Source organism: Pseudomonas sp. LBUM1664, from assembly GCF_059695895.1.
This window is the reverse complement of record NZ_CP166791.1, coordinates 5868222-5889569: the sequence shown is the minus strand read 5'-3', so window position 1 is coordinate 5889569 and position 21348 is coordinate 5868222. Positions and strand designations below refer to the sequence as shown.

Below are 21348 nucleotides of genomic sequence, written 5' to 3'. Positions count from 1 at the left end.
GGGGTGACTGGTCAGTCTTGTAGGGACTTTGCGAGGCGCGTATCCTCGGCGGTCCGTCTGTCCAACACAGTAAAAGCGGAATGCCCACATGTCTGATCTGAAAACTGCCGCTCTCGAATATCACGCTAATCCTCGTCCAGGAAAGCTGAGTGTCGAGCTCACCAAGGCCACCGCTACTGCCCGCGATCTGTCGCTGGCCTACAGTCCCGGCGTAGCCGAACCAGTACGCGAAATTGCTCGCGACCCTGAACTGGCCTACAAATACACCGGTAAGGGCAACCTGGTTGCAGTCATTTCCGATGGCACCGCGATTCTCGGTCTGGGTAACCTCGGCCCATTGGCCTCCAAGCCGGTCATGGAAGGCAAGGGCGTGCTGTTCAAGCGCTTCGCCGGTATCGACGTGTTCGACATCGAAGTCGACTCCGAAAGCCCGCAAGCCTTCATCGACACCGTCAAGCGTATCTCCATCACGTTCGGTGGCATCAACCTGGAAGACATCAAGGCACCTGAGTGCTTTGAGATCGAGCGCGCCCTGATCGAACAGTGCGACATCCCGGTGTTCCACGATGACCAGCACGGCACCGCAATCGTGACTGCGGCCGGCATGATCAACGCCCTGGAAATCGCTGGCAAAACCCTGCCGGAAGCCAAAATCGTCTGCCTGGGTGCCGGCGCTGCGGCCATCTCCTGCATGAAGTTGCTGGTGAGCATGGGTGCCAGGATCGAAAACATCTTCATGGTTGACCGTACCGGCGTGATCCATTCCGGCCGTGACGACCTGAACCAGTACAAGGCCGTGTTTGCCCACGCTACCGACAAGCGCTCCCTGGCGGACGCGCTGGACGGCGCCGACGTATTCGTCGGCCTGTCGGGTCCAAACCTGCTGAGCGCGGAAAACCTGCTGCGCATGGCGCCGACCCCGATCGTGTTCGCCTGCTCGAACCCAGACCCGGAAATCGCCCCGGAACTGGCTCACGCGACCCGCAACGACGTGATCATGGCTACCGGTCGTTCGGACTACCCGAACCAGGTCAACAACGTACTGGGCTTCCCGTTCATCTTCCGCGGTGCCCTGGACGTTCGCGCCAAGCGCATCAACGAAGAAATGAAAGTCGCGGCTGCCAATGCCCTGCGCGAACTGGCCAAGCTGCCGGTGCCTCAGGAAGTGTGCGACGCCTACGGCGGCATCAAGCTGGAATTCGGTCGTGAGTACATCATCCCGAAACCAATGGATGCTCGTCTGATCACCCTGATCTCCGACGCCGTGGCCAAGGCTGCGATCGAGACTGGCGTGGCGACCCTGCCGTATCCGAAGAACTACCCGCTCAAAAGCGTGGATGACGTGTTCAACGGTTAAGAGCAGTCGCCCATAAAAAACCCTGGCCTAATCAGCCAGGGTTTTTTTATGGGCTTGAAGCGGCAAGTTGATCGTTCCCAGGAATGCCGCCCGGGACGCTCCGCGTTCCAGAAACCGAACGCAGAGCGTCCGTAGAGGCATTCCCACGCCGGAGCGTGGGAACGATCATCTCAAGTGTCTCAGGGGCTGATCAGAACAAATCAATCGGCGCCGCTTCGTCCGCTGGCAGCGGGCTGCCTGGCGCGGTGCCGTTGCCCAGCTCGTTGACCGACGGTGGGGTGTCTTCGCTCTTGAACAGTTCGAAGTACGCGCCTGGCGTGCCCGGTGTGGCTGCACGGCCGCTGACAGGGTCGACTCGCAGGCTGAGGATGCCTTCCGGTTCCGGCTGGGTGTGGGCCGGTTTGTCCTTGAGGGCTGCGCCCATGTAACTCATCCAGATCGGCAGCGCCACGGTGCCGCCGAATTCGCGACGACCAAGGCTTTCGGGCTGGTCAAAGCCGGTCCAGACGGTGGTGACGTAATCGCCGTTGTAGCCCGAGAACCAGGCGTCCTTGGATTCGTTGGTGGTGCCGGTCTTGCCCGCCAGGTCTGTACGGCCCAGGGCCAGTGCGCGGCGGCCGGTACCGAGCTTGATCACGTCCTCCAGCATGCTGTTGAGGATGTAGGTGGTACGGCCGTCAACGATGCGTTCGGCGATGGCCGGTGCTTGCGGTACAGCTGGGGCCGTCGTGGCTTCGCCCGGTGTCGCGTTCACCGTGAAGGTCTCGGTGGCCGGTGCAGCGACGCCGTTGCTGGCCTGCTCGCCCGTGGGCACCCGTGGCGGGTTGGCGACGAACAGTGTGTCGCCGTTACGGCTTTCGATCTTGTCGATGATGTACGGGGTGATCTTGTATCCGCCGTTGGCGAACGTGCTCCAGCCCGTGGCAATTTCCATCGGGGTCAGGGTCGCGGTGCCCAGGGCCAGGGACAGGTTGCGCGGCAGGTCCTGCTTGTTGAAGCCGAACTTGCTGATGTAGTCGATGGTGCGGTCCACTCCCAGTGCCTGAAGCAGGCGGATCGACACCAGGTTGCGGGATTTGTACAGCGCTTCGCGCAGGCGGATCGGGCCCAGGAACGTATTGGTGTCGTTCTTCGGGCGCCAGACCTTGTCCAGGTATTCATCGACAAACACGATCGGTGCGTCGTTCACCAGGCTGGCGGCGGTGTAGCCGTTATCCAGGGCGGCGCTGTAGACGAACGGCTTGAAGCTTGACCCCGGCTGGCGCTTGGCCTGCAATGCGCGGTTGTAGTTGCTCTGCTCGAAGGCGAAGCCGCCCACCAGCGAACGGATGGCACCGTTCTGTGGGTCGAGGGACACCAGTGCGCCTTGGGCTGCCGGGATCTGACTGAATTTGAGGCTGTTGTCCGGCTGGCGCTGTACCCGGATCAAGTCGCCGACCTGGGCAACGTCTGACGGCTGCCGAGGGTTGGCACCCATGCTGTTGGTATTGAGGAACGGGCGGGCCCATTTCATGGTGTCCCAGCTCACGTGCTCTTCCAGCTCGCCATTGCGGGTCAGCACCTTGATGCCGTCCTTGTCCACCGACGTGACGATCGCAGGTTCCAGGCTGCTGATGGTGCGCTGCTTGGTCAGTTCCAGGGCCCAGGCTTCCTTGGTCTTGCCCGGCAGGCGCGATTCAGGCCCACGGTAACCATGGCGCTGATCGTAGGTCATCAGGCCTTCGTGCAGCGCGGTGTTGGCCATTTCCTGCAAATTGCTTGGCACCGTGGTGGTCACACGGAAACCTTCGGTGTAGGCGTCGCTGCCATAGCGGCCAACCATCTCGGCACGGGCCATCTCGGCGATGTACGGGGCGTTCACTTCCGGCGTCGGCACGTGATAGCTGGCGTTCAATGGCTCGTTGATTGCGGTGGTGTAGTCGGCTTCGCTGATCTTGCCGAGTTTGTACATGCGCCCCAGGATCCAGTCGCGACGCTCCTTGCTGCGCGCCGGGTTGGCCAGCGGGTTGAAGCGTGACGGCGCCTTGGGCAGGCCGGCGATCATCGCCATCTGCGCCAGGCTCACATCGCGGATCGACTTGCCGTAATACACCTGCGCCGCCGCCTCAATACCGTAGGCGCGGTTGCCCAGGTAAATCTTGTTCACGTACAGCTCGAGGATTTCATCCTTGGTCAGCTGCCGCTCGATTTGCAGGGCCAGGAGGATCTCGGTGGTCTTGCGCGAGAAGCTGCGTTCACTGCTCAGGAAGAAGTTCTTGGCCACCTGCATGGTGATGGTGCTGCCGCCGGACTGGATGTGACCACTCTTGATCAACTGGCTCGCGGCCCGCATCAGGCTGCCCGGATCGACACCATAGTGGTTGGCGAAGTTATCGTCTTCAGCACTTAGTAACGCATTGATGAAATTGGGGGGAATGTCGGCGAAACGGATCGGTGTACGGCGCATTTCACCAAATTCTGCGATCAACTTGTTGTCGCTGCTGTACACCCGCAGGGGAATCTGCAACTGAATGCTTCTCAGCGCCTCCACGGACGGTAATCCCGGACTAAGGTAAAGAAACGCGCCGCTCAGACCCAAGAGCAGTCCGCAGAAAACGGCGATGATGGACCATCCGAAAAATTTCAGCAGACGAATCAAGGCTTTTGGATATCCAGGCAAAGAATGGAAAAGGCGCCAGGTGCAGGGAGGAACCCGTGCTTGCAACAAAGCGAAAAAAAACGCTGGGCATTATAAGCATTTTTTTTCGTCGGTAACGCCATCCGGACGTCCGTCGGGCGGCGGTGATTGAACGCAACGCATATTAGAGAGTCCGTAACTCACGGATAGTCATAGGGAATTGGTAGTGCTACGACTCTTCAATAAAAAAGCCCATGCGCTTTTGGGGATAGACATCAGTTCCACGTCGGTGAAGCTGCTCGAGTTGAGCCGCCAGGGTGACCGATACCGTGTCGAGTCCTACGCGGTCGAACCGTTGCCGGCCAACGCCGTGGTCGAGAAGAACATTGCCGAGCTCGAAGGAGTGGGGCAGGCATTGTCTCGTCTGCTGGCCAAGGCCAGGACGTCCTCGCGAGGCGTGGCAGTGGCTGTGGCGGGTTCTGCGGTGATCACCAAGATCATCGAGATGGACGCCGGGATGTCCGACGACGACATGGAAAACCAGCTCAAGATCGAGGCCGATCAATACATTCCTTATCCGCTGGATGAGGTGGCCATCGATTTCGAAGTGCTGGGCGTATCGCCACGCAGCACCGAGCGGGTCGAGGTGCTGCTGGCCGCCTGTCGCAAGGAAAACGTCGAGGTTCGCGAGGCCGCGCTGGCCCTGGCCGGGCTGACGGCCCGGGTGGTCGATGTCGAGGCTTATGCGTTGGAGCGCGCCTTTGGCCTGCTCGCCACGCAACTGGCCGCGTCCCAGGAGCGGCTGACCGTGGCGGTGATCGACATCGGTGCCACCATGACCACCCTCAGCGTGCTGCACAACGGGCGCATCATCTATACCCGCGAACAATTGTTCGGCGGCCGCCAGCTCACCGAGGAAATCCAGCGCCGCTATGGCCTGACGCCCGAGCAGGCCGGCTTGGCCAAGAAACAGGGAGGCCTGCCGGACGATTACCTCAGCGAGGTACTGCAGCCCTTTCGTGAGGCCCTGGTACAACAGGTATCGCGGTCCTTGCAGTTTTTCTTCGCTTCGGGCCAGTACAGCGCGGTAGACCACATCCTATTGGCCGGAGGCACGGCCTCGATCGCCGGCCTGGATCGGTTGATCGAGCAGCGCCTGGGGACGCCGACCCAGGTGGCCAACCCGTTTACCAACATGGCCCTGAGCAGCAAGGTCAATGCCGGAGCCCTGGCCAGTGACGCGCCAGCGCTGATGATTGCCTGCGGGCTGGCCCTCAGGAGTTTCGACTGATGGCACGGATCAACCTGCTTCCCTGGCGTGAAGCGCTGCGCGAAGAGCGCCGCAAGCGCTTTTTGCTGGCATTGGTGGGCGCGCTGGTCGGTGCGGTGGGCCTGACGTTGATCGCGGTCCAGTACCTCCACAGTGCGATCGATCATCAACTGGCTCGCAACATTCATGTCTCAGAGCAGATCGCCGTGCTGGATGAGCGCATCAAGCAAATCAGCGAACTGAAAGCCCGTCGCCAGCAGTTGCTGGAGCGCATGCGCATCATCCAGGACTTGCAGGGTAACCGGCCGGTCAGCGGGCGCATCTTCGATCAACTGGCGCGGACCTTGCCGGACGGGGTGTATTTCACCGAAGTGAAAATGCAAGACAAGACCCTCTCCATCAAAGGTGCCGCGGAGTCGAACAACCGGGTCTCGGACCTGATGCGCAACCTGGACGCATCGGACCTGTTCGATGCACCCAGCCTGACGGAGGTCAAGGCCACCACGGCCGGTCAGGTCGATCAGGCCAACGTTTTCCAGCTGACGGTTCGCCAGACCCATCCGGCCGATGTGGAGGACGCCCAATGAAGCCAGGGGAGTGGTTCGACGCGTTGCGCAAGATCGATATCAGTGACCTGGACACCAACAACGTGGGTTCCTGGCCGGTGCCAATCAAGTGGCTAGCCGGCAGCCTGTTGGTCGTCCTGGTGCTGGGGTTGGGCTATAACTTTGCCTTGAGCGACCTGGAGGACCAGTTGCAGCAGGTGCGCGGGGAAGAAAACACCCTCAAGGCGCAATTCGCTGGCAAGGCCCACATGGCGGCGAACCTGGAGCGCTACACCGAGCAGATGAAACAGATGGAAACGTCTTTCGGTGTGCTGTTGCGGCAATTGCCCAGCGACACCGAGGTGCCGGGCCTGCTGGAAGACATCACCCGTACCGGCCTGGGCAGCGGCCTGGAGTTCGAGGAAATCAAACTGCTGCCGGAAGTCACTCAGCCGTTCTACATCGAGCTGCCGATCCAGATCACCGTGACCGGCGGCTACCATGACCTGGCGACATTCGTCAGCGGAGTTGCCGGGCTACCCCGGATCGTAACGCTGCACGATTTCGAGATCGCGCCGATGGAGTCGGATGCCGGGGCGAAGCTGCGCATGAGCATCCAGGCCAAGACCTACCGGTACAACGAGCAGGAGGCGCAGCCATGAGGCCGTTCTGCCGCATTTGCCTGCTGGCAGGGCTGGTTGCGCTGGCTGGCTGCAACGACAACAACGGTTTCAGCGACCTGGACGCCTACATGAATGAAATGCGCCTGCGCCCACCCGGCAAGATCGAGCCAACGCCGACGTTCAGGCCCTACGAAACCTTTACCTATAGCGCTGCCAACCTGCGCAGCCCGTTTTCTCGGCAAGCCCGGGTCGATCAGGCCGGTCGCCAGAAGGGCTCGCGTAACGTCCGGCCCGACCCCAGCCGGGTCAAGCAATACCTGGAAGGCTTCAACATCGAGCAGTTCGAAATGGTCGGTACGATCTCCAACGTCAGTGGCTCCTTCGCGCTGTTACGCGGCGCGGGCGGGGTGCACCGGCTCAAGGTCGGTGACTATCTGGGGCGCAATGACGGGCGGATCGTCGCCATCAGCGCCACCCAGGTCGATGTGGTCGAAATCGTTCCCGATGGCGACGGTGCCTGGCTGGAGCGACCACGGACCATTCCTTTGAAAGAGCACTCATAGTGGAACTCGAACAATGAACAGGTTTTTTTCAGCCCTCGGTATTTCGCTATGGATAGCGCTGTTATCGCCGATGGTTCATGCGGCCAGTCTGAAGACGCTGGATGTCGCGGCGTTGCCGGGGGACCGTATCGAGTTGAAGCTCACCTTCGACGGGCCGCCCCCGCCGCCCCGAGGGTATACCACTGAGCAACCGGCCCGGATCGCACTGGATCTGCCAGGGGTGACCAGCCAACTGGCCAGCAAGAGTCGCGATCTTGGCGGTGGCAATGCGCGCAGCGCCACCGTGGTCGAGGCGGGGGACCGTACCCGGTTGATCATCGGCCTTACCCAACTGGCGCCGTATAACACTCGGGTCGAGGGCAATAACCTGTTCGTGGTGGTTGGCAAGGGTGTGGTCCCCAAAACCGCTGCCCAGGCTTCGCGTCCTGCGGTTTCCAGTGCTGCGCCTGCCAGGGTCAACGCGCCGGTGGGCAAGGCCATCCGGGGGGTGGATTTCCAGCGTGGGACCCAGGGCGAAGGCAATGTGGTGATCGACCTGTCGGACCCTTCCATCGCTCCGGACATCCAGGAGCGCGAAGGTAAAATCATCCTCAATTTCGCCAGGACCCAGCTCCCCGAACCTCTGCGGGTGCGCCTGGACGTCAAGGACTTCGCCACCCCGGTGCAGTTCGTCAATGCCAGCGCCGGCACCGACCGGGCGACTATCAGCATCGAACCCAGTGGCACCTTCGATTACTCGACCTATCAGACTGACAACAAGCTGACCGTCAGCGTCCGGCCGATAACCGTCGAGGACCTGCAAAAGCGCAATAACGATCGTGACACCTACAGCGGTGAAAAACTGTCCCTGAACTTCCAGGACATCGAAGTGCGCTCGGTCCTGCAACTGATTGCCGATTTCACCAACCTGAACCTGGTGGCCAGCGACACGGTTCAGGGCGGCATCACCCTGCGGTTGCAGAATGTGCCGTGGGACCAGGCGCTGGACCTGGTGCTGAAGACCAAAGGGCTGGACAAACGTAAGATCGGTAATGTGCTGCTGGTGGCCCCAGCCGATGAAATTGCCGCGCGCGAGCGCCAGGAGCTGGAGTCCCAGAAGCAGATTGCCGACCTGGCGCCACTGCGGCGTGAGCTATTGCAGGTCAACTATGCGAAAGCGGCGGACATCGCCAAGCTGTTTCAGTCGGTGACCAGCGCCGAAGCGAAAGCCAATGAGCGGGGCTCGATCACGGTCGATGAACGAACCAACAACATCATTGCCTACCAGACCCAGGACCGGCTCGACGAACTGCGCCGGATCGTGGCGCAGCTGGACATTCCGGTGCGCCAGGTGATGATCGAGGCGCGGATTGTCGAGGCCAACGTCGATTACGACAAAAGCCTGGGCGTGCGTTGGGGCGGTTCGGTACAGAAGGGCAACTGGAACACCTCCGGGGTCACCACCGGCGACTCCACCACCACTGGCACGTCGGGCAGCACCAGTAGCAACCAGTCGTTCGTTGACTTGGGCGCGTCGGACAATACCTCCGGGATCGGCATTGCGTTCATCACCGACAACATACTGCTGGATCTGGAACTCACCGCCATGGAGAAAACCGGCAATGGGGAAATCGTCTCCCAGCCCAAGGTGGTGACGTCCGACAAAGAGACGGCAAAGATCCTCAAGGGCACGGAAATCCCTTATCAGGAAGCCAGCTCCAGCGGTGCCACCTCGGTGTCGTTCAAGGAAGCCTCGTTGTCGCTGGAGGTGACCCCGCAGATCACCCCGGACAACCGCATCATCATGGAGGTCAAGGTCACCAAGGATGAGCCGGACTACCTGAACAAGGTCAATGATGTGCCGCCGATCAAGAAAAACGAGGTCAACGCCAAGGTCCTGGTCAATGACGGCGAGACCATTGTGATTGGTGGGGTTTTCTCAAATACTCAGAACAAGGTTGTAGATAAGGTGCCATTTCTTGGCGATGTGCCGTATCTTGGCCGCCTTTTCCGGCGTGATGTGGTTTCGGAGGAAAAATCCGAGCTGCTGGTATTCCTCACTCCGCGTATCATGAACAACCAGGCGATTGCTGTGAGTCGTTGATTCTGTGCGAAATTTGATTCTTGTTGGGCCGATGGGGGCTGGAAAAAGCACCATCGGCCGTTTGCTGGCCAAAGAGCTGCGCCTGCCATTCAAAGATTCCGACAAGGAAATTGAATTGCGCACGGGCGCCAATATCCCATGGATTTTCGATAAGGAAGGCGAACCGGGCTTTCGTGAGCGTGAGCAGGCGATGATCGCCGAGCTATGCGCATTCGAAGGCGTGGTGCTGGCCACTGGCGGCGGTGCGGTGATGCGCGAAGCCAATCGTCGGGCGCTGCATGCGGGCGGACGGGTGGTCTATCTGCATGCTTCCGTCGAACAGCAAGTCGGCCGGACAGCCCGGGATCGCAACCGGCCGCTGTTGCGCACCGCCGACCCGGCCAAGACCTTGCGGGACCTGCTGGAACTGCGGGATCCGCTGTACCGGGAGATCGCCGATCTGGTGGTGGAGACCGACGAACGGCCGCCACGGATGGTGGTGCTGGAAATACTTGATCGCCTGCAGCAACTGCCTCCCCGTTAATGCGCCGCGCGAAATGCGCTATCCTCGGCGTCCTGTCGTGGCCCGCCTGGGGCATGGCGGATGGCCATCGAATGGCGTCACAGCAAGCTCCGTGGACTTTCGTTAATTGCAGGCAGGACGCCTGATTCCATCTTCACTGTGGGGACACATGCAGACACTTAAGGTCGACCTGGGCGAGCGCAGCTACCCGATTCACATTGGCGAAGGCTTGCTGGACCAGCCCGAATTGTTGGCGCCGCATATCGCCGGGCGGCAAGTGGCGATCATCTCCAACGAAACCGTCGCGCCTTTGTATCTGGAACGTCTGACCCGCAGCCTCTCGGCCTTCTCGGTCATTTCAGTGGTGTTGCCCGACGGTGAAGCGTTCAAAAACTGGGAAACCCTGCAGCTTATTTTCGACGGCCTGCTGACCGCACGGCATGATCGGCGCACCACGGTGGTGGCCCTGGGCGGCGGCGTGATCGGTGACATGGCCGGTTTTGCCGCGGCCTGCTATCAGCGTGGCGTCGACTTCATCCAGATCCCTACTACGCTGCTGTCGCAGGTCGACTCTTCGGTGGGCGGCAAGACCGGGATCAACCATCCGTTGGGCAAGAACATGGTTGGCGCGTTCTACCAGCCCAATGTGGTGCTGATCGATACCGCTACCCTCAATACCCTGCCGGCCCGCGAACTGTCTGCGGGGCTGGCGGAAGTCATCAAGTACGGGCTGATCTGCGATGAGCCGTTTCTGGGTTGGCTCGAAGAAAACGTCGACCGCCTGCGGGCACTGGATCAGACGGCCCTGACCTACGCCATCGAACGTTCCTGCGCCGCCAAGGCCGCGGTGGTCGGCGCCGATGAGCGTGAATCGGGCGTACGCGCCACGCTCAACCTGGGCCACACCTTTGGCCATGCCATCGAAACCCACATGGGCTATGGTGTCTGGCTGCATGGGGAAGCGGTTGCAGCCGGTACGGTCATGGCCCTGGAGATGTCTGCGCGCCTGGGCTGGATCAGCAAGCAGGAGCGCGATCGCGGCATTCGTTTGTTTCAGCGCGCCGGGCTGCCGGTGGTTCCGCCTGAGGAAATGAGCGAGGCGGATTTTCTTGAACACATGGCAATCGACAAAAAAGTGATCGACGGTCGTCTGCGTCTGGTGCTGCTGCGCCGCATGGGCGAAGCAGTGGTGACCGACGATTATCCGAAAGAGGTTCTACAGGCCACGCTGGGAGCGGATTACCGCGCCCTGGCTCAGCTTAAAGGTTAATAAGATTCCGATGACTAGTTTGCATGCCGACGAGGCTTTCCTCGGCCATTTCCAGTTGAGTCATGACCCTTTCGCTCCGCGGGTCCCGGGCTTCAAATTCTTTCCCGCCCAGCGCAAGCCGGTTCTGGGCCAGTTGCACCACTTGGCGCGCTACAGCCAGTTGCTACTGGTTGTCACCGGCCCTCAGGGCAGCGGCAAGACCTTGCTGCGCCAGGCCTTGGTGGCCAGCACCAACAAGCAGTCGGTACAAAGCGTGGTGGTGTCCGCCCGCGGTGCCGGTGATGCAGCCGGTGTCTTGCGTCAGGTGGCTCAGGCGCTGAATGTTGCCCGGGCCGAAATCGGCGCGATTCTCGATCAGATCGTGCAACTGGCACTGACCGGGCAGGAAGTCTATCTGCTGGTGGACGATGCCGAGCAACTCGACGAGTCGGCCCTGGAAGCGCTGCTGGCCCTGGCTGCCGGTGCACCGGAAGGTCGCCCCCATGTGTTCCTGTTCGGCGAGTCGTCGCTGATTGCCGAGCTGGATCAACTGAGCCTTGAAGAAGAGCGCTTCCACGTCATCGAACTGGCACCCTACACCGAAGAAGAGACACGCGAATATCTGGCCCAGCGTCTTGAAGGCGCTGGCCGGGGTATCGAACTTTTCACCGCCGATCAGATCTCTGAGATTCACGAGAGCTCCGACGGTTGGCCTGGCAACATCAACCAGGTCGCTCGCGATGCTCTGATCGAAGTCATGATCGCCAGCCGCTCCGCGGTGAAGCGTCCAAGTATGGGGTTCAACATGCCGAAGAAACACGTATTGGCGATTTCCGCCGTGGTCGTGGTCGCGGTTGCCGCCGCCTGGCTGATGCCGGGTCGCACCAAGGCACCGACCACGGGCGCACCTGCCAACGAACAGGCGCAACTGCCCCTCGGTCAGGGTACGCCGCAACCCAACGGTGGTGCACCGGCGGTGGAATTTGCCGGTAACACCCAGCCGATGCCGCTGCCGCTTGTCGGCCAGTCGCAACCGGTCATGCGCGGTCCGCTGGCCGAAGCCGCCGGCGGCATCACCGAAGGCGATGACGGCGCGGCGCCACCGATCGACGACAGCAGCGACACGCCGCCGACCGTGACCACCACTGCGCCGCCCGTGGGTGTGCCGGCGGGTCCGGCACCAACGCCAGCGCCAGTGCCTGCTCACGCCGCCAAGCCGACCCCGGCGCCTACCCAGGTAGCCACCGCCAAGCCAGCTCCGGCTCCAGCGCCTGCTGCCAAACCTGCCACCACGGCCAAGGTCGCGGGCGGTAGCTGGTATGCCGCTCAGGCACCGGGCAATTACGTGGTGCAGATCCTCGGCACCAGCTCCGAAGCCACTGCGCAAAACTTCGTCAAGGAGCAGGGCGGCGAGTACCGTTATTTCAAGAAAGTGCTCAATGGCAAGCCGCTTTATGTCATCACCTACGGCAGCTTTGCCAATCGTGATGCAGCCGTTTCCGCCATCAAAGCCTTGCCAGCGAAGGTTCAGGCTGGTAAACCTTGGCCTCGTACTGTCGCCAGTGTCCAACAGGAACTGGCAGCAACTCGCTGAAGATTCGGCGGCCTTACCCAGGCCGCCTCTCCCGGCAACCTCAACATTTCCGTAAGGGCGAGCGACCATTCAGGCCGCGCGCCTTGTGGTGTCTGCGTCACAGTAGCGTTTGAGTCGTAGCGGTCGAACCCAAAAAAGTTTTGACTAGCACAGCATATAGCTTTAAACCTTTCACAAATGCGACATGGATTTGCGACAGTTCGTCGTCAAATTTGTGAGCCTCTGTGTCGGTGTGTACAATGACCTCCCTTTTGCCCCCGCAAAGCTGGCGTACGTTCGGCGCGGCATGCAACTGGTTGAATTGAAAAGAAATTTGCCTCGATAAGGGGCAGCCTGGTGAGAAAGTGTCTATGAAAGCAGGTCTGTACCAACCAGATGAATTCAAGGATAACTGCGGTTTCGGCCTGATAGCCCATATGCAGGGCGAGCCCAGCCATACCCTTTTGCAAACGGCCATTGAGGCCCTGACCTGCATGACCCACCGTGGTGGGATCAACGCCGACGGCAAGACCGGTGACGGTTGTGGCTTGCTGATCCAAAAGCCAGACGAGTTCCTGCGTGCCGTTGCCCAGGAAACGTTTGGCGTGACCCTGCCCAAGCAGTACGCCGTGGGCATGGTGTTCTTCAATCAGGACCCGGTGAAGGCACAAGCGGCTCGCGAGAACATGAACCGCGAGATCCTGGCCGCGGGCCTGCAACTGGTTGGCTGGCGCAAAGTGCCGATCGATACCAGCGTCCTCGGCCGCCTGGCCCTGGAGCGCCTGCCGCAGATCGAACAAGTGTTCATCGCCGGTGAAGGCCTGAGCGACCAGGACATGTCGATCAAGCTGTTCAGCTCCCGTCGTCGTTCGTCCGTGGCCAACGCTGCCGACACCGATCACTACATTTGCAGCTTTTCCCACAAGACGATCATTTATAAAGGCCTGATGATGCCGGCGGACCTCACCGCCTTCTATCCGGACCTGAGCGACGAGCGCCTGAAAACCGCGATCTGCGTGTTCCACCAGCGTTTCTCCACCAACACCCTGCCGAAATGGCCGCTGGCCCAGCCATTCCGCTTCCTCGCCCACAACGGCGAGATCAACACCATTACCGGCAACCGCAACTGGGCCTTGGCCCGTCGCACCAAGTTCGCCAACGATTTGATGCCGGACCTCGAAGATCTGGGGCCGTTGGTCAACCGCGTGGGTTCGGACTCCTCGAGCATGGACAACATGCTGGAACTGATGGTGACCGGTGGCATCGACCTGTTCCGTGGCGTGCGCATGCTGGTTCCGCCAGCCTGGCAGAACGTCGAGACCATGGACCCGGACCTGCGGGCATTCTACGAATACAACTCCATGCACATGGAGCCGTGGGATGGCCCGGCCGGTATCGTCATGACCGACGGTCGCTACGCCGTGTGCCTGCTGGACCGTAACGGTCTGCGCCCGGCGCGCTGGGTTACTACCACCAACGGTTTTATCACCCTGGCTTCGGAAATCGGCGTCTGGAACTACCAGCCCGAAGACGTCATCGCCAAGGGCCGTGTAGGCCCGGGCCAGATCTTTGCCGTGGACACCGAAACCGGTCAGATCCTCGACACCGACGCCATCGACAACCGCCTCAAGTCGCGTCATCCCTACAAGCAATGGTTGCGCAAGAATGCCCTGCGCATCCAGGCGACCATGGAAGACAACGACCACGGTTCGGCTTTCTACGACGTCGATCAGCTCAAGCAGTACATGAAGATGTACCAGGTGACGTTCGAGGAGCGTGACCAAGTGCTGCGTCCGCTGGGCGAGCAGGGCTACGAAGCGGTCGGCTCTATGGGCGACGACACGCCGATGGCCGTGCTTTCGCAACGCGTGCGCACGCCGTACGACTATTTCCGCCAGCAGTTCGCTCAGGTGACCAACCCGCCGATCGACCCGCTGCGCGAAGCGATCGTGATGTCCCTGGAAATCTGCCTGGGCGCCGAGCGCAACATCTTCCAGGAGTCGCCGGAGCACGCCTCGCGTGTGATCCTCAGCTCGCCGGTCATTTCCCCGGCCAAGTGGCGCTCGCTGACCAACCTCGACCGCCCGGGCTTCGCCCGCCAGGTCATCGACCTGAACTACGACGAAAGCGTTGGCCTGGAAGCCGCCATCCGCAACGTCGCCGATCAGGCTGAAGAAGCCGCACGCGCCGGTCGTACCCAGATCGTGCTGAGCGACCGTCACATTGCGCCGGGCAAGTTGCCGATCCACGCCTCGCTGGCCACCGGTGCGGTGCACCATCGCCTGACCGAAAAAGGCCTGCGCTGCGACTCCAACATCCTGGTGGAAACCGCCACTGCCCGCGACCCGCATCACTTTGCGGTGCTGATCGGCTTCGGTGCCTCGGCGGTGTATCCGTTCCTGGCCTACGAAGTGCTGGGCGACCTGATCCGTACTGGTGAAGTGCTGGGCGACCTCTATGAGGTGTTCAAGAACTACCGCAAGGGCATCACCAAGGGCCTGCTCAAGATCCTGTCGAAGATGGGCATCTCGACCATTGCTTCGTACCGTGGCGCGCAACTGTTCGAGGCCATCGGCCTGTCCGAAGAAGTTTGCGAACTGAGCTTCCGTGGTGTGCCTAGCCGCATCAAGGGTGCGCGCTTCGTCGACATCGAAGCCGAACAGAAAGCCCTGGCGGCCGAAGCCTGGAGCCCGCGCAAGCCGATCCAGCAGGGCGGCCTGCTGAAGTTCGTCCACGGTGGCGAATACCACGCCTACAACCCGGATGTGGTCAACACCCTGCAGGCCGCTGTGCAGCAGGGCGACTACAGCAAGTTCAAGGAATACACGTCGCTGGTGGACAACCGTCCGGTGTCGATGATCCGCGACCTGCTCAAGGTCAAGACCCTGGACACGCCGCTGGACATCAGCGAAGTGGAACCGCTGGAGTCGGTGCTCAAGCGCTTCGATTCCGCCGGTATTTCCCTGGGTGCGCTTTCCCCGGAAGCCCACGAAGCCCTGGCCGAAGCCATGAACCGCCTCGGTGCGCGTTCCAACTCCGGCGAAGGCGGCGAAGACCCGGCGCGCTACGGCACCATCAAGAGTTCAAAAATCAAGCAGGTTGCCACCGGCCGCTTCGGTGTGACGCCGGAGTACCTGGTCAACGCTGAAGTGTTGCAGATCAAGGTTGCCCAAGGCGCCAAGCCCGGCGAAGGCGGCCAGTTGCCCGGCGGCAAGGTCAACGGCCTGATCGCCAAGCTACGTTACGCAGTGCCCGGCGTGACCCTGATCTCGCCACCACCGCACCACGACATCTACTCGATCGAAGACTTGTCGCAACTGATCTTCGACCTCAAGCAGGTGAACCCGAAGGCGTTGGTCTCGGTGAAACTGGTAGCAGAAGCTGGCGTCGGTACCATCGCCGCTGGTGTGGCCAAGGCCTATGCCGACCTGATCACCATCTCTGGCTACGACGGTGGTACCGGTGCGTCGCCGCTGACCTCGATCAAGTACGCCGGTGCGCCGTGGGAACTGGGCCTGGCCGAAACTCACCAGACCCTGCGCGGCAACGACTTGCGCGGCAAGGTTCGGGTGCAGACCGACGGCGGCCTGAAAACCGGCCTGGACGTGATCAAGGCGGCCATCCTCGGCGCCGAGAGCTTCGGCTTCGGCACCGCGCCGATGATCGCCCTGGGCTGCAAATACCTGCGCATCTGCCACTTGAACAACTGCGCCACCGGCGTGGCGACCCAGAACGACAAGCTGCGCAAGGATCACTACATCGGTACCGTCGACATGGTGGTGAATTTCTTCACCTACGTGGCCGAAGAGACCCGTGAGTGGCTGGCGAAGCTGGGCGTGCGTTCGCTCGAAGAACTGATCGGTCGTACCGATCTGCTGGAAGTGCTCCAAGGCCAGACCGCCAAACAGCATCACCTGGACCTGACCCCGTTGCTGGGTAGCGATCTCATTCCGGCGGACAAGCCGCAGTTCTGCCAGGTAGAGCGCAACCCGCCGTTCGACAAGGGTGAGCTGGCCGAGAAGATGGTCGAAATGGCCGCTTCGGCGATCAACGACCTGAGCGGTGCCGAGTTCGAACTGGATATCTGCAACTGCGACCGTTCCATCGGCGCGCGGATCTCCGGCGAAATCGCCCGCAAGCACGGCAACCAGGGCATGGCCAAGGCGCCGGTCACCTTCCGCTTCAAGGGCACCGCTGGCCAGAGCTTCGGCGTCTGGAACGCCGGCGGCCTGGACATGTACCTGGAAGGCGACGCCAACGACTACGTGGGCAAGGGCATGACCGGTGGCAAACTGGTCATCGTTCCGCCCAAGGGCAGCGTCTACAAGACTCAGGACAGTGCCATTATCGGCAACACCTGCCTGTACGGCGCCACCGGCGGCAAGTTGTTCGCCGCGGGCACCGCGGGCGAGCGTTTCGCCGTGCGTAACTCCGGGGCCCACACTGTGGTGGAAGGCACCGGTGATCACTGCTGCGAGTACATGACCGGTGGTTTCGTCTGTGTATTGGGCAAGACCGGTTACAACTTCGGCTCTGGCATGACCGGCGGTTTCGCCTACGTGCTCGACCAGGACAACACCTTCGTTGACCGGGTCAACCACGAACTGGTGGAAATCCAGCGGATCAGCGGCGAGGCGATGGAAGCCTACCGCAGCCACCTGCAACGCGTACTGGATGAATACGTCGAGGAAACCAACAGCGAGTGGGGGCGTAACCTCGCCGAAAACCTCGATGACTATCTGCGTCGTTTCTGGCTGGTCAAGCCCAAGGCTGCCAATCTGAAGTCGTTGCTTTCCAGCACTCGTGCCAACCCGCAGTGATATGCGCCTGAAGAGTTTGATGAGGTTTTAACAATGGCTGAACGTCTGAATAACGACTTCCAGTTCATCGATGTCGGGCGCAAGGATCCGAAGAAGAAACTGTTGCGTCAACGCAAGAAAGAGTTCGTGGAGATCTACGAGCCTTTCAAACCCCAGCAGTCGGCCGACCAGGCCCACCGCTGCTTGGGTTGCGGTAACCCGTACTGCGAATGGAAGTGCCCGGTGCACAACTTCATTCCCAACTGGCTGAAACTGGTGGCCGAGGGCAACATCCTCCAGGCCGCCGAGTTGTCCCACCAGACCAACACCCTGCCGGAAGTCTGCGGTCGGGTGTGTCCGCAGGATCGTCTGTGTGAAGGTGCGTGCACCCTCAACGACGGTTTCGGCGCGGTGACCATCGGTTCGGTGGAGAAGTACATCACCGACACTGCGTTTGCCATGGGCTGGCGCCCGGACATGTCCAAGGTCAAGCCGACCGGCAAGCGCGTGGCGATTATCGGTGCGGGCCCGGCGGGCCTGGGCTGTGCCGACGTGCTGGTGCGTGGTGGCGTGACCCCGGTGGTGTTTGACCGCAACCCGGAAATCGGTGGTCTGCTGACCTTTGGTATCCCTGAGTTCAAGTTGGAAAAGACCGTGCTGAGCAATCGTCGCGAAGTCTTCACCGGCATGGGCATCGAGTTTCGCCTGAACACCGAAGTGGGCAAGGACGTGACCATGGAGCAACTGCTCGCAGAATACGATGCCGTATTCATGGGCATGGGCACCTACACCTACATGAAGGGCGGCTTTGCCGGCGAGGACCTGCCGGGCGTCTATGACGCGCTGGACTTCCTGATCGCCAACGTCAACCGCAACCTGGGCTTTGAAAAGTCGCCGGAAGACTTCGTCGACATGAAAGGCAAGAAGGTGGTGGTGCTCGGCGGTGGCGACACGGCGATGGACTGTAACCGTACCTCGATTCGCCAGGGTGCCAAGTCGGTCACGTGCGCTTACCGTCGTGACGAAGCCAACATGCCCGGCTCGCGCAAAGAGGTGAAGAACGCCAAGGAAGAAGGCGTGAAGTTCCTCTACAACCGCCAGCCGATTGCCATTGTCGGTGAAGACAAGGTCGAAGGCGTGAAAGTGGTCGAGACCCGTCTCGGCGAGCCGGACGCCCGTGGCCGCCGCAGCCCCGAGCCGATCCCGGGTTCCGAAGAAATCATCCCGGCCGATGCCGTGGTGATCGCGTTCGGCTTCCGCCCAAGCCCGGCGCCGTGGTTCGAGCAGTTCAGCATCCAGACCGACAGCCAGGGCCGCGTCGTGGCCCCGGAACAGGGCCAGTACAAGCACCAGACCAGCAACCCGAAGATCTTCGCCGGTGGCGACATGGTGCGCGGGTCTGACCTGGTGGTGACGGCGATCTTCGAAGGCCGCAATGCCGCCGAAGGGATTCTGGATTACCTGGGGGTCTGACCAAGCGACACAAAACCCTGTGGGGGCGAGCTTTGCTCCCACAAGAAACTGTTCCCACAGGTGTTTTGTGGTGTTGCGAAGACTGCTTTCCACCGCGACAAATTGCCCCGATAGATAAAAGGCACGGCTCTTGCCGTGCCTTTTGCGTCGCGCTCTGAGAAAATGCCCGCACTTTTTTTCCGGATGCCGACATGACTGCCCTGAAGAACGACCGTTTCCTTCGCGCCCTGCTCAAGCAACCCGTAGACGTCACCCCGGTGTGGATGATGCGTCAGGCCGGTCGCTACCTGCCGGAGTACCGCGCCAGTCGCGCCAAGGCCGGTGACTTCATGAGCCTGTGCATGAATCCCCAGTTCGCTTGCGAAGTCACGATGCAACCACTGGATCGCTACCCGCAGCTGGATGCGGCGATTCTGTTCTCCGACATCCTCACCATTCCCGACGCCATGGGTCAGGGCCTCTACTTCGAGACCGGCGAAGGCCCACGCTTCAAGAAAGTCGTCAGCACCCTGGCCGACATTGAAGCCTTGCCGATTCCCGACCCGCAGAAAGACCTGGGCTATGTCATGGACGCGGTCAGCACCATCCGCCGCGAGCTCAACGGGCGCGTGCCGTTGATCGGTTTCTCCGGCAGCCCTTGGACCCTGGCCACTTACATGGTCGAAGGCGGCTCGTCGAAAGATTTCCGCAAGACCAAGGCGATGCTCTACGACAACCCGCAAGCCATGCACCTGCTGCTGGACAAGCTGGCCCAGTCGGTCACGTCCTACCTCAACGGCCAGATCATGGCCGGTGCGCAAGCGGTACAGATTTTCGACACCTGGGGCGGCAACCTATCGGCGGCGGCGTATCAGGAGTTCTCCCTGGCCTACATGCGCAAGATCGTCAGCGGCCTGATCCGCGAACATGAAGGCCGCAAAGTGCCGGTCATCCTGTTCACCAAGAACGGCGGCCTGTGGCTGGAAAGCATCGCCGAGGCCGGCGCCGACGCCCTGGGCCTGGACTGGACCTGCGACATCGGCAACGCCCGCGAGCGTGTCGGCCATAAAGTCGCCTTGCAAGGCAACATGGACCCGACCGTCCTCTACGCAAAACCCGAAGCCATCCGCACCGAAGTCGGGCGCATCCTCGCCAGCTACGGCAAGGGCAGCGGCCACGTGTTCAACCTCGGCCATGGCATCACCCCGGAAGTCGATCCGGAACACGCCGGTGCGTTCCTGCGGGCGGTGCATGAGTTGTCGGCGCAATATCACGAGTAACTCTTTGCTTTTGTGGGAGCGAGCCTGCTCGCGATAGCGGTAGATCAGTCAGCAGACATGTTGAATGTGAAACCCTCATCGCGAGCTGGCTCGCCCCCACAGTTCAGCGCAGCCGTCAGGCTTTTACGCCCTCCAGCGGCTGCAACTTCGCCAGCTTCAATGCCACCATTAGCGCAATCATCAGCAATGCGCCAATGAACAGCCCAACGCCGTTCCATCCACCCAGGTGCCAGGCTACGCCGCCCGCGGTACCGGCAACACTCGATCCGACGTAATAGCTGAACAGATAAAGCGATGAAGCCTGGGCCTTGGCCTGGGTGGCACGGCGGCCAATCCAGCTGCTGGCGACCGAATGGGCGCCGAAGAAGCCGAAGGTGAACGCCAGCATGCCCAGGATCACCAGAGGCAGCGGCGTAGCCATGGTCAGGGCGAGGCCGGCCAGCATCAATGCGATGGTCGCCCACAGCACTTTGCGGCGCCCGAGTTTGTCGGCCAGTGCGCCGATTTTTGCCGAGCTGTAGATGCCCGACAGGTACACCACCGACAGCAACCCGACGAATGCCTGGTCCAGGTGATAGGGCGCGGCCAGCAGGCGATAGCCGATGTAATTGAACAGCGTCACAAACGCGCCCATCAACACAAAGGCTTCGAGAAACAGCAGCGGCAATCCGGCGTCGCGAAAGTGTATGGTGAAACCGTCCAGCAGGCTGCGCGGATGCAGCGAGCGGGGGCGGAAGTTGCGCGATTCGGGAAGGATTCTCCAGAACACCGCCGCTGCGATCAGGGCCAGGCCGCCGATCACCAGCATTGCCGTGTGCCAGCTGACAAAGTCGATCAAGACACCGGTGATCAGGCGCCCACACATACCGCCGATGGCATTGCCTGCGATGTACAAACCCATCGCCAGGCCAATGTGTCTGGGATGGATCTCTTCACCCAGGTAGGTCATCGCGACCGCCGCCACGCCGCTCAACGACAGCCCCACCAAGGCGCGCAGCACCAGCACGCTTTGCCAGGTCGGCATCATCGCGCTGGCAATCGTGCAGATCGCCGCCGCGAACAACGCCGCGACCATCACCGACTTGCGGCCGATACGGTCGGAAATCGGGCCGGTGATCAACAGGCCGATGGCGAGCAGGCCGGTCGCCACGGACAGGATCAAGCTGCTCTGGGCAGCGTTGATGGAAAACTCTTTGGACAGCAGCGGCATCATCGGCTGCACGCAGTACAGCAAGGCGAAGGTCGCGAAGCCACCGCTGAACAGCGCCAGCACCGTGCGCATGAACATCGGCGTGCCTTTTTCGATGTAGATGTCTTTCAGTTCGGCGATGGCATCATCTTGCGCACGAGACGGGATTTCATGGGCCAGTGGAGCGACAGCGGTTTTCACGATGGACCTCGCAGGAGCACGGCCAGGCAGGCAATGAAAAAAGCA

At 61.3% G+C, this 21348-nt stretch carries 14 protein-coding genes; 12 read left to right on the top strand and 2 right to left on the bottom strand.

Translation table 11 applies throughout. From position 1 onward, the window contains the following. Nucleotides 1-88: 88 nt before the first annotated feature. Complete coding sequence (locus ACA047_RS27330; RefSeq protein WP_497354764.1) at nt 89-1357, top strand: malic enzyme-like NAD(P)-binding protein; 1269 nt, start codon at nt 89-91, stop codon at nt 1355-1357. A 190-nt stretch (nt 1358-1547) separates the two neighbouring features. On the opposite strand, the gene ACA047_RS27325 is transcribed toward ACA047_RS27330, so the two are convergent. Continuing rightward, nucleotides 1548-3992 carry a penicillin-binding protein 1A gene (locus ACA047_RS27325; protein WP_497360568.1) on the bottom strand — a complete coding sequence of 815 codons (2445 nt, stop codon included), beginning with the start codon at nt 3990-3992 and terminating at the stop codon, nt 1548-1550. Nucleotides 3993-4200: 208 nt separating this feature from the next. Between ACA047_RS27325 and ACA047_RS27320 the strand changes: the two genes are divergently transcribed. The 11 genes from ACA047_RS27320 (at nt 4201) to hemE (ending at nt 19913) form a co-directional block, all read left to right on the top strand. Continuing rightward, the gene (locus ACA047_RS27320; protein ID WP_497354762.1) at nt 4201-5265 is read left to right on the top strand and encodes a pilus assembly protein PilM; all 1065 of its coding nucleotides are present in this window, start codon (nt 4201-4203) and stop codon (nt 5263-5265) included. Further along, nucleotides 5265-5831, top strand: a complete 567-nt coding sequence (locus ACA047_RS27315) for a PilN domain-containing protein (RefSeq protein WP_497354760.1) — start codon at nt 5265-5267, stop codon at nt 5829-5831. Before ACA047_RS27320 ends, ACA047_RS27315 begins: the two co-directional genes overlap by 1 nt. Further along, nucleotides 5828-6451, top strand: a complete 624-nt coding sequence (gene pilO, locus ACA047_RS27310; protein ID WP_497354758.1) for a type 4a pilus biogenesis protein PilO — start codon at nt 5828-5830, stop codon at nt 6449-6451. Before ACA047_RS27315 ends, pilO begins: the two co-directional genes overlap by 4 nt. Continuing rightward, complete coding sequence (locus ACA047_RS27305; protein WP_497354756.1) at nt 6448-6975, top strand: pilus assembly protein PilP; 528 nt, start codon at nt 6448-6450, stop codon at nt 6973-6975. The genes pilO and ACA047_RS27305 overlap by 4 nt, the downstream gene beginning before the upstream one ends. Nucleotides 6976-6988: 13 nt before the next feature. Next, on the top strand, nt 6989-9058 hold the full coding sequence (locus ACA047_RS27300) for a type IV pilus secretin PilQ (RefSeq protein ID WP_497354754.1): 2070 nt from the start codon (nt 6989-6991) through the stop codon (nt 9056-9058). 4 nt (nt 9059-9062) lie between these two features. After that, complete coding sequence (gene aroK / locus ACA047_RS27295) at nt 9063-9581, top strand: shikimate kinase AroK (protein ID WP_497354752.1); 519 nt, start codon at nt 9063-9065, stop codon at nt 9579-9581. Between the two features lie 148 nt (nt 9582-9729). Continuing rightward, nucleotides 9730-10830 carry a 3-dehydroquinate synthase gene (aroB, locus tag ACA047_RS27290; RefSeq protein WP_497354750.1) on the top strand — a complete coding sequence of 367 codons (1101 nt, stop codon included), beginning with the start codon at nt 9730-9732 and terminating at the stop codon, nt 10828-10830. 10 nt (nt 10831-10840) lie between these two features. After that, nucleotides 10841-12403 (top strand): AAA family ATPase, encoded by a 1563-nt coding sequence (locus ACA047_RS27285; protein ID WP_497354748.1) that lies wholly within the window; start codon nt 10841-10843, stop codon nt 12401-12403. Nucleotides 12404-12753: 350 nt separating this feature from the next. Further along, nucleotides 12754-17202, top strand: a complete 4449-nt coding sequence (gene gltB / locus ACA047_RS27280) for a glutamate synthase large subunit (protein ID WP_497354746.1) — start codon at nt 12754-12756, stop codon at nt 17200-17202. A gap of 33 nt (nt 17203-17235) precedes the next feature. Continuing rightward, nucleotides 17236-18654: an FAD-dependent oxidoreductase gene (locus ACA047_RS27275; protein WP_497354744.1), complete on the top strand. Its 1419-nt coding sequence runs from the start codon at nt 17236-17238 to the stop codon at nt 18652-18654. 191 nt (nt 18655-18845) lie between these two features. Further along, entirely contained in the window at nt 18846-19913 is a 1068-nt protein-coding gene (hemE, locus tag ACA047_RS27270; RefSeq protein ID WP_497354742.1) for a uroporphyrinogen decarboxylase, read from the top strand. Between the two features lie 115 nt (nt 19914-20028). On the opposite strand, the gene ACA047_RS27265 is transcribed toward hemE, so the two are convergent. Then, on the bottom strand, nt 20029-21303 hold the full coding sequence (locus ACA047_RS27265) for an MFS transporter (RefSeq protein WP_497354740.1): 1275 nt from the start codon (nt 21301-21303) through the stop codon (nt 20029-20031). Nucleotides 21304-21348: the final 45 nt, after the last annotated feature.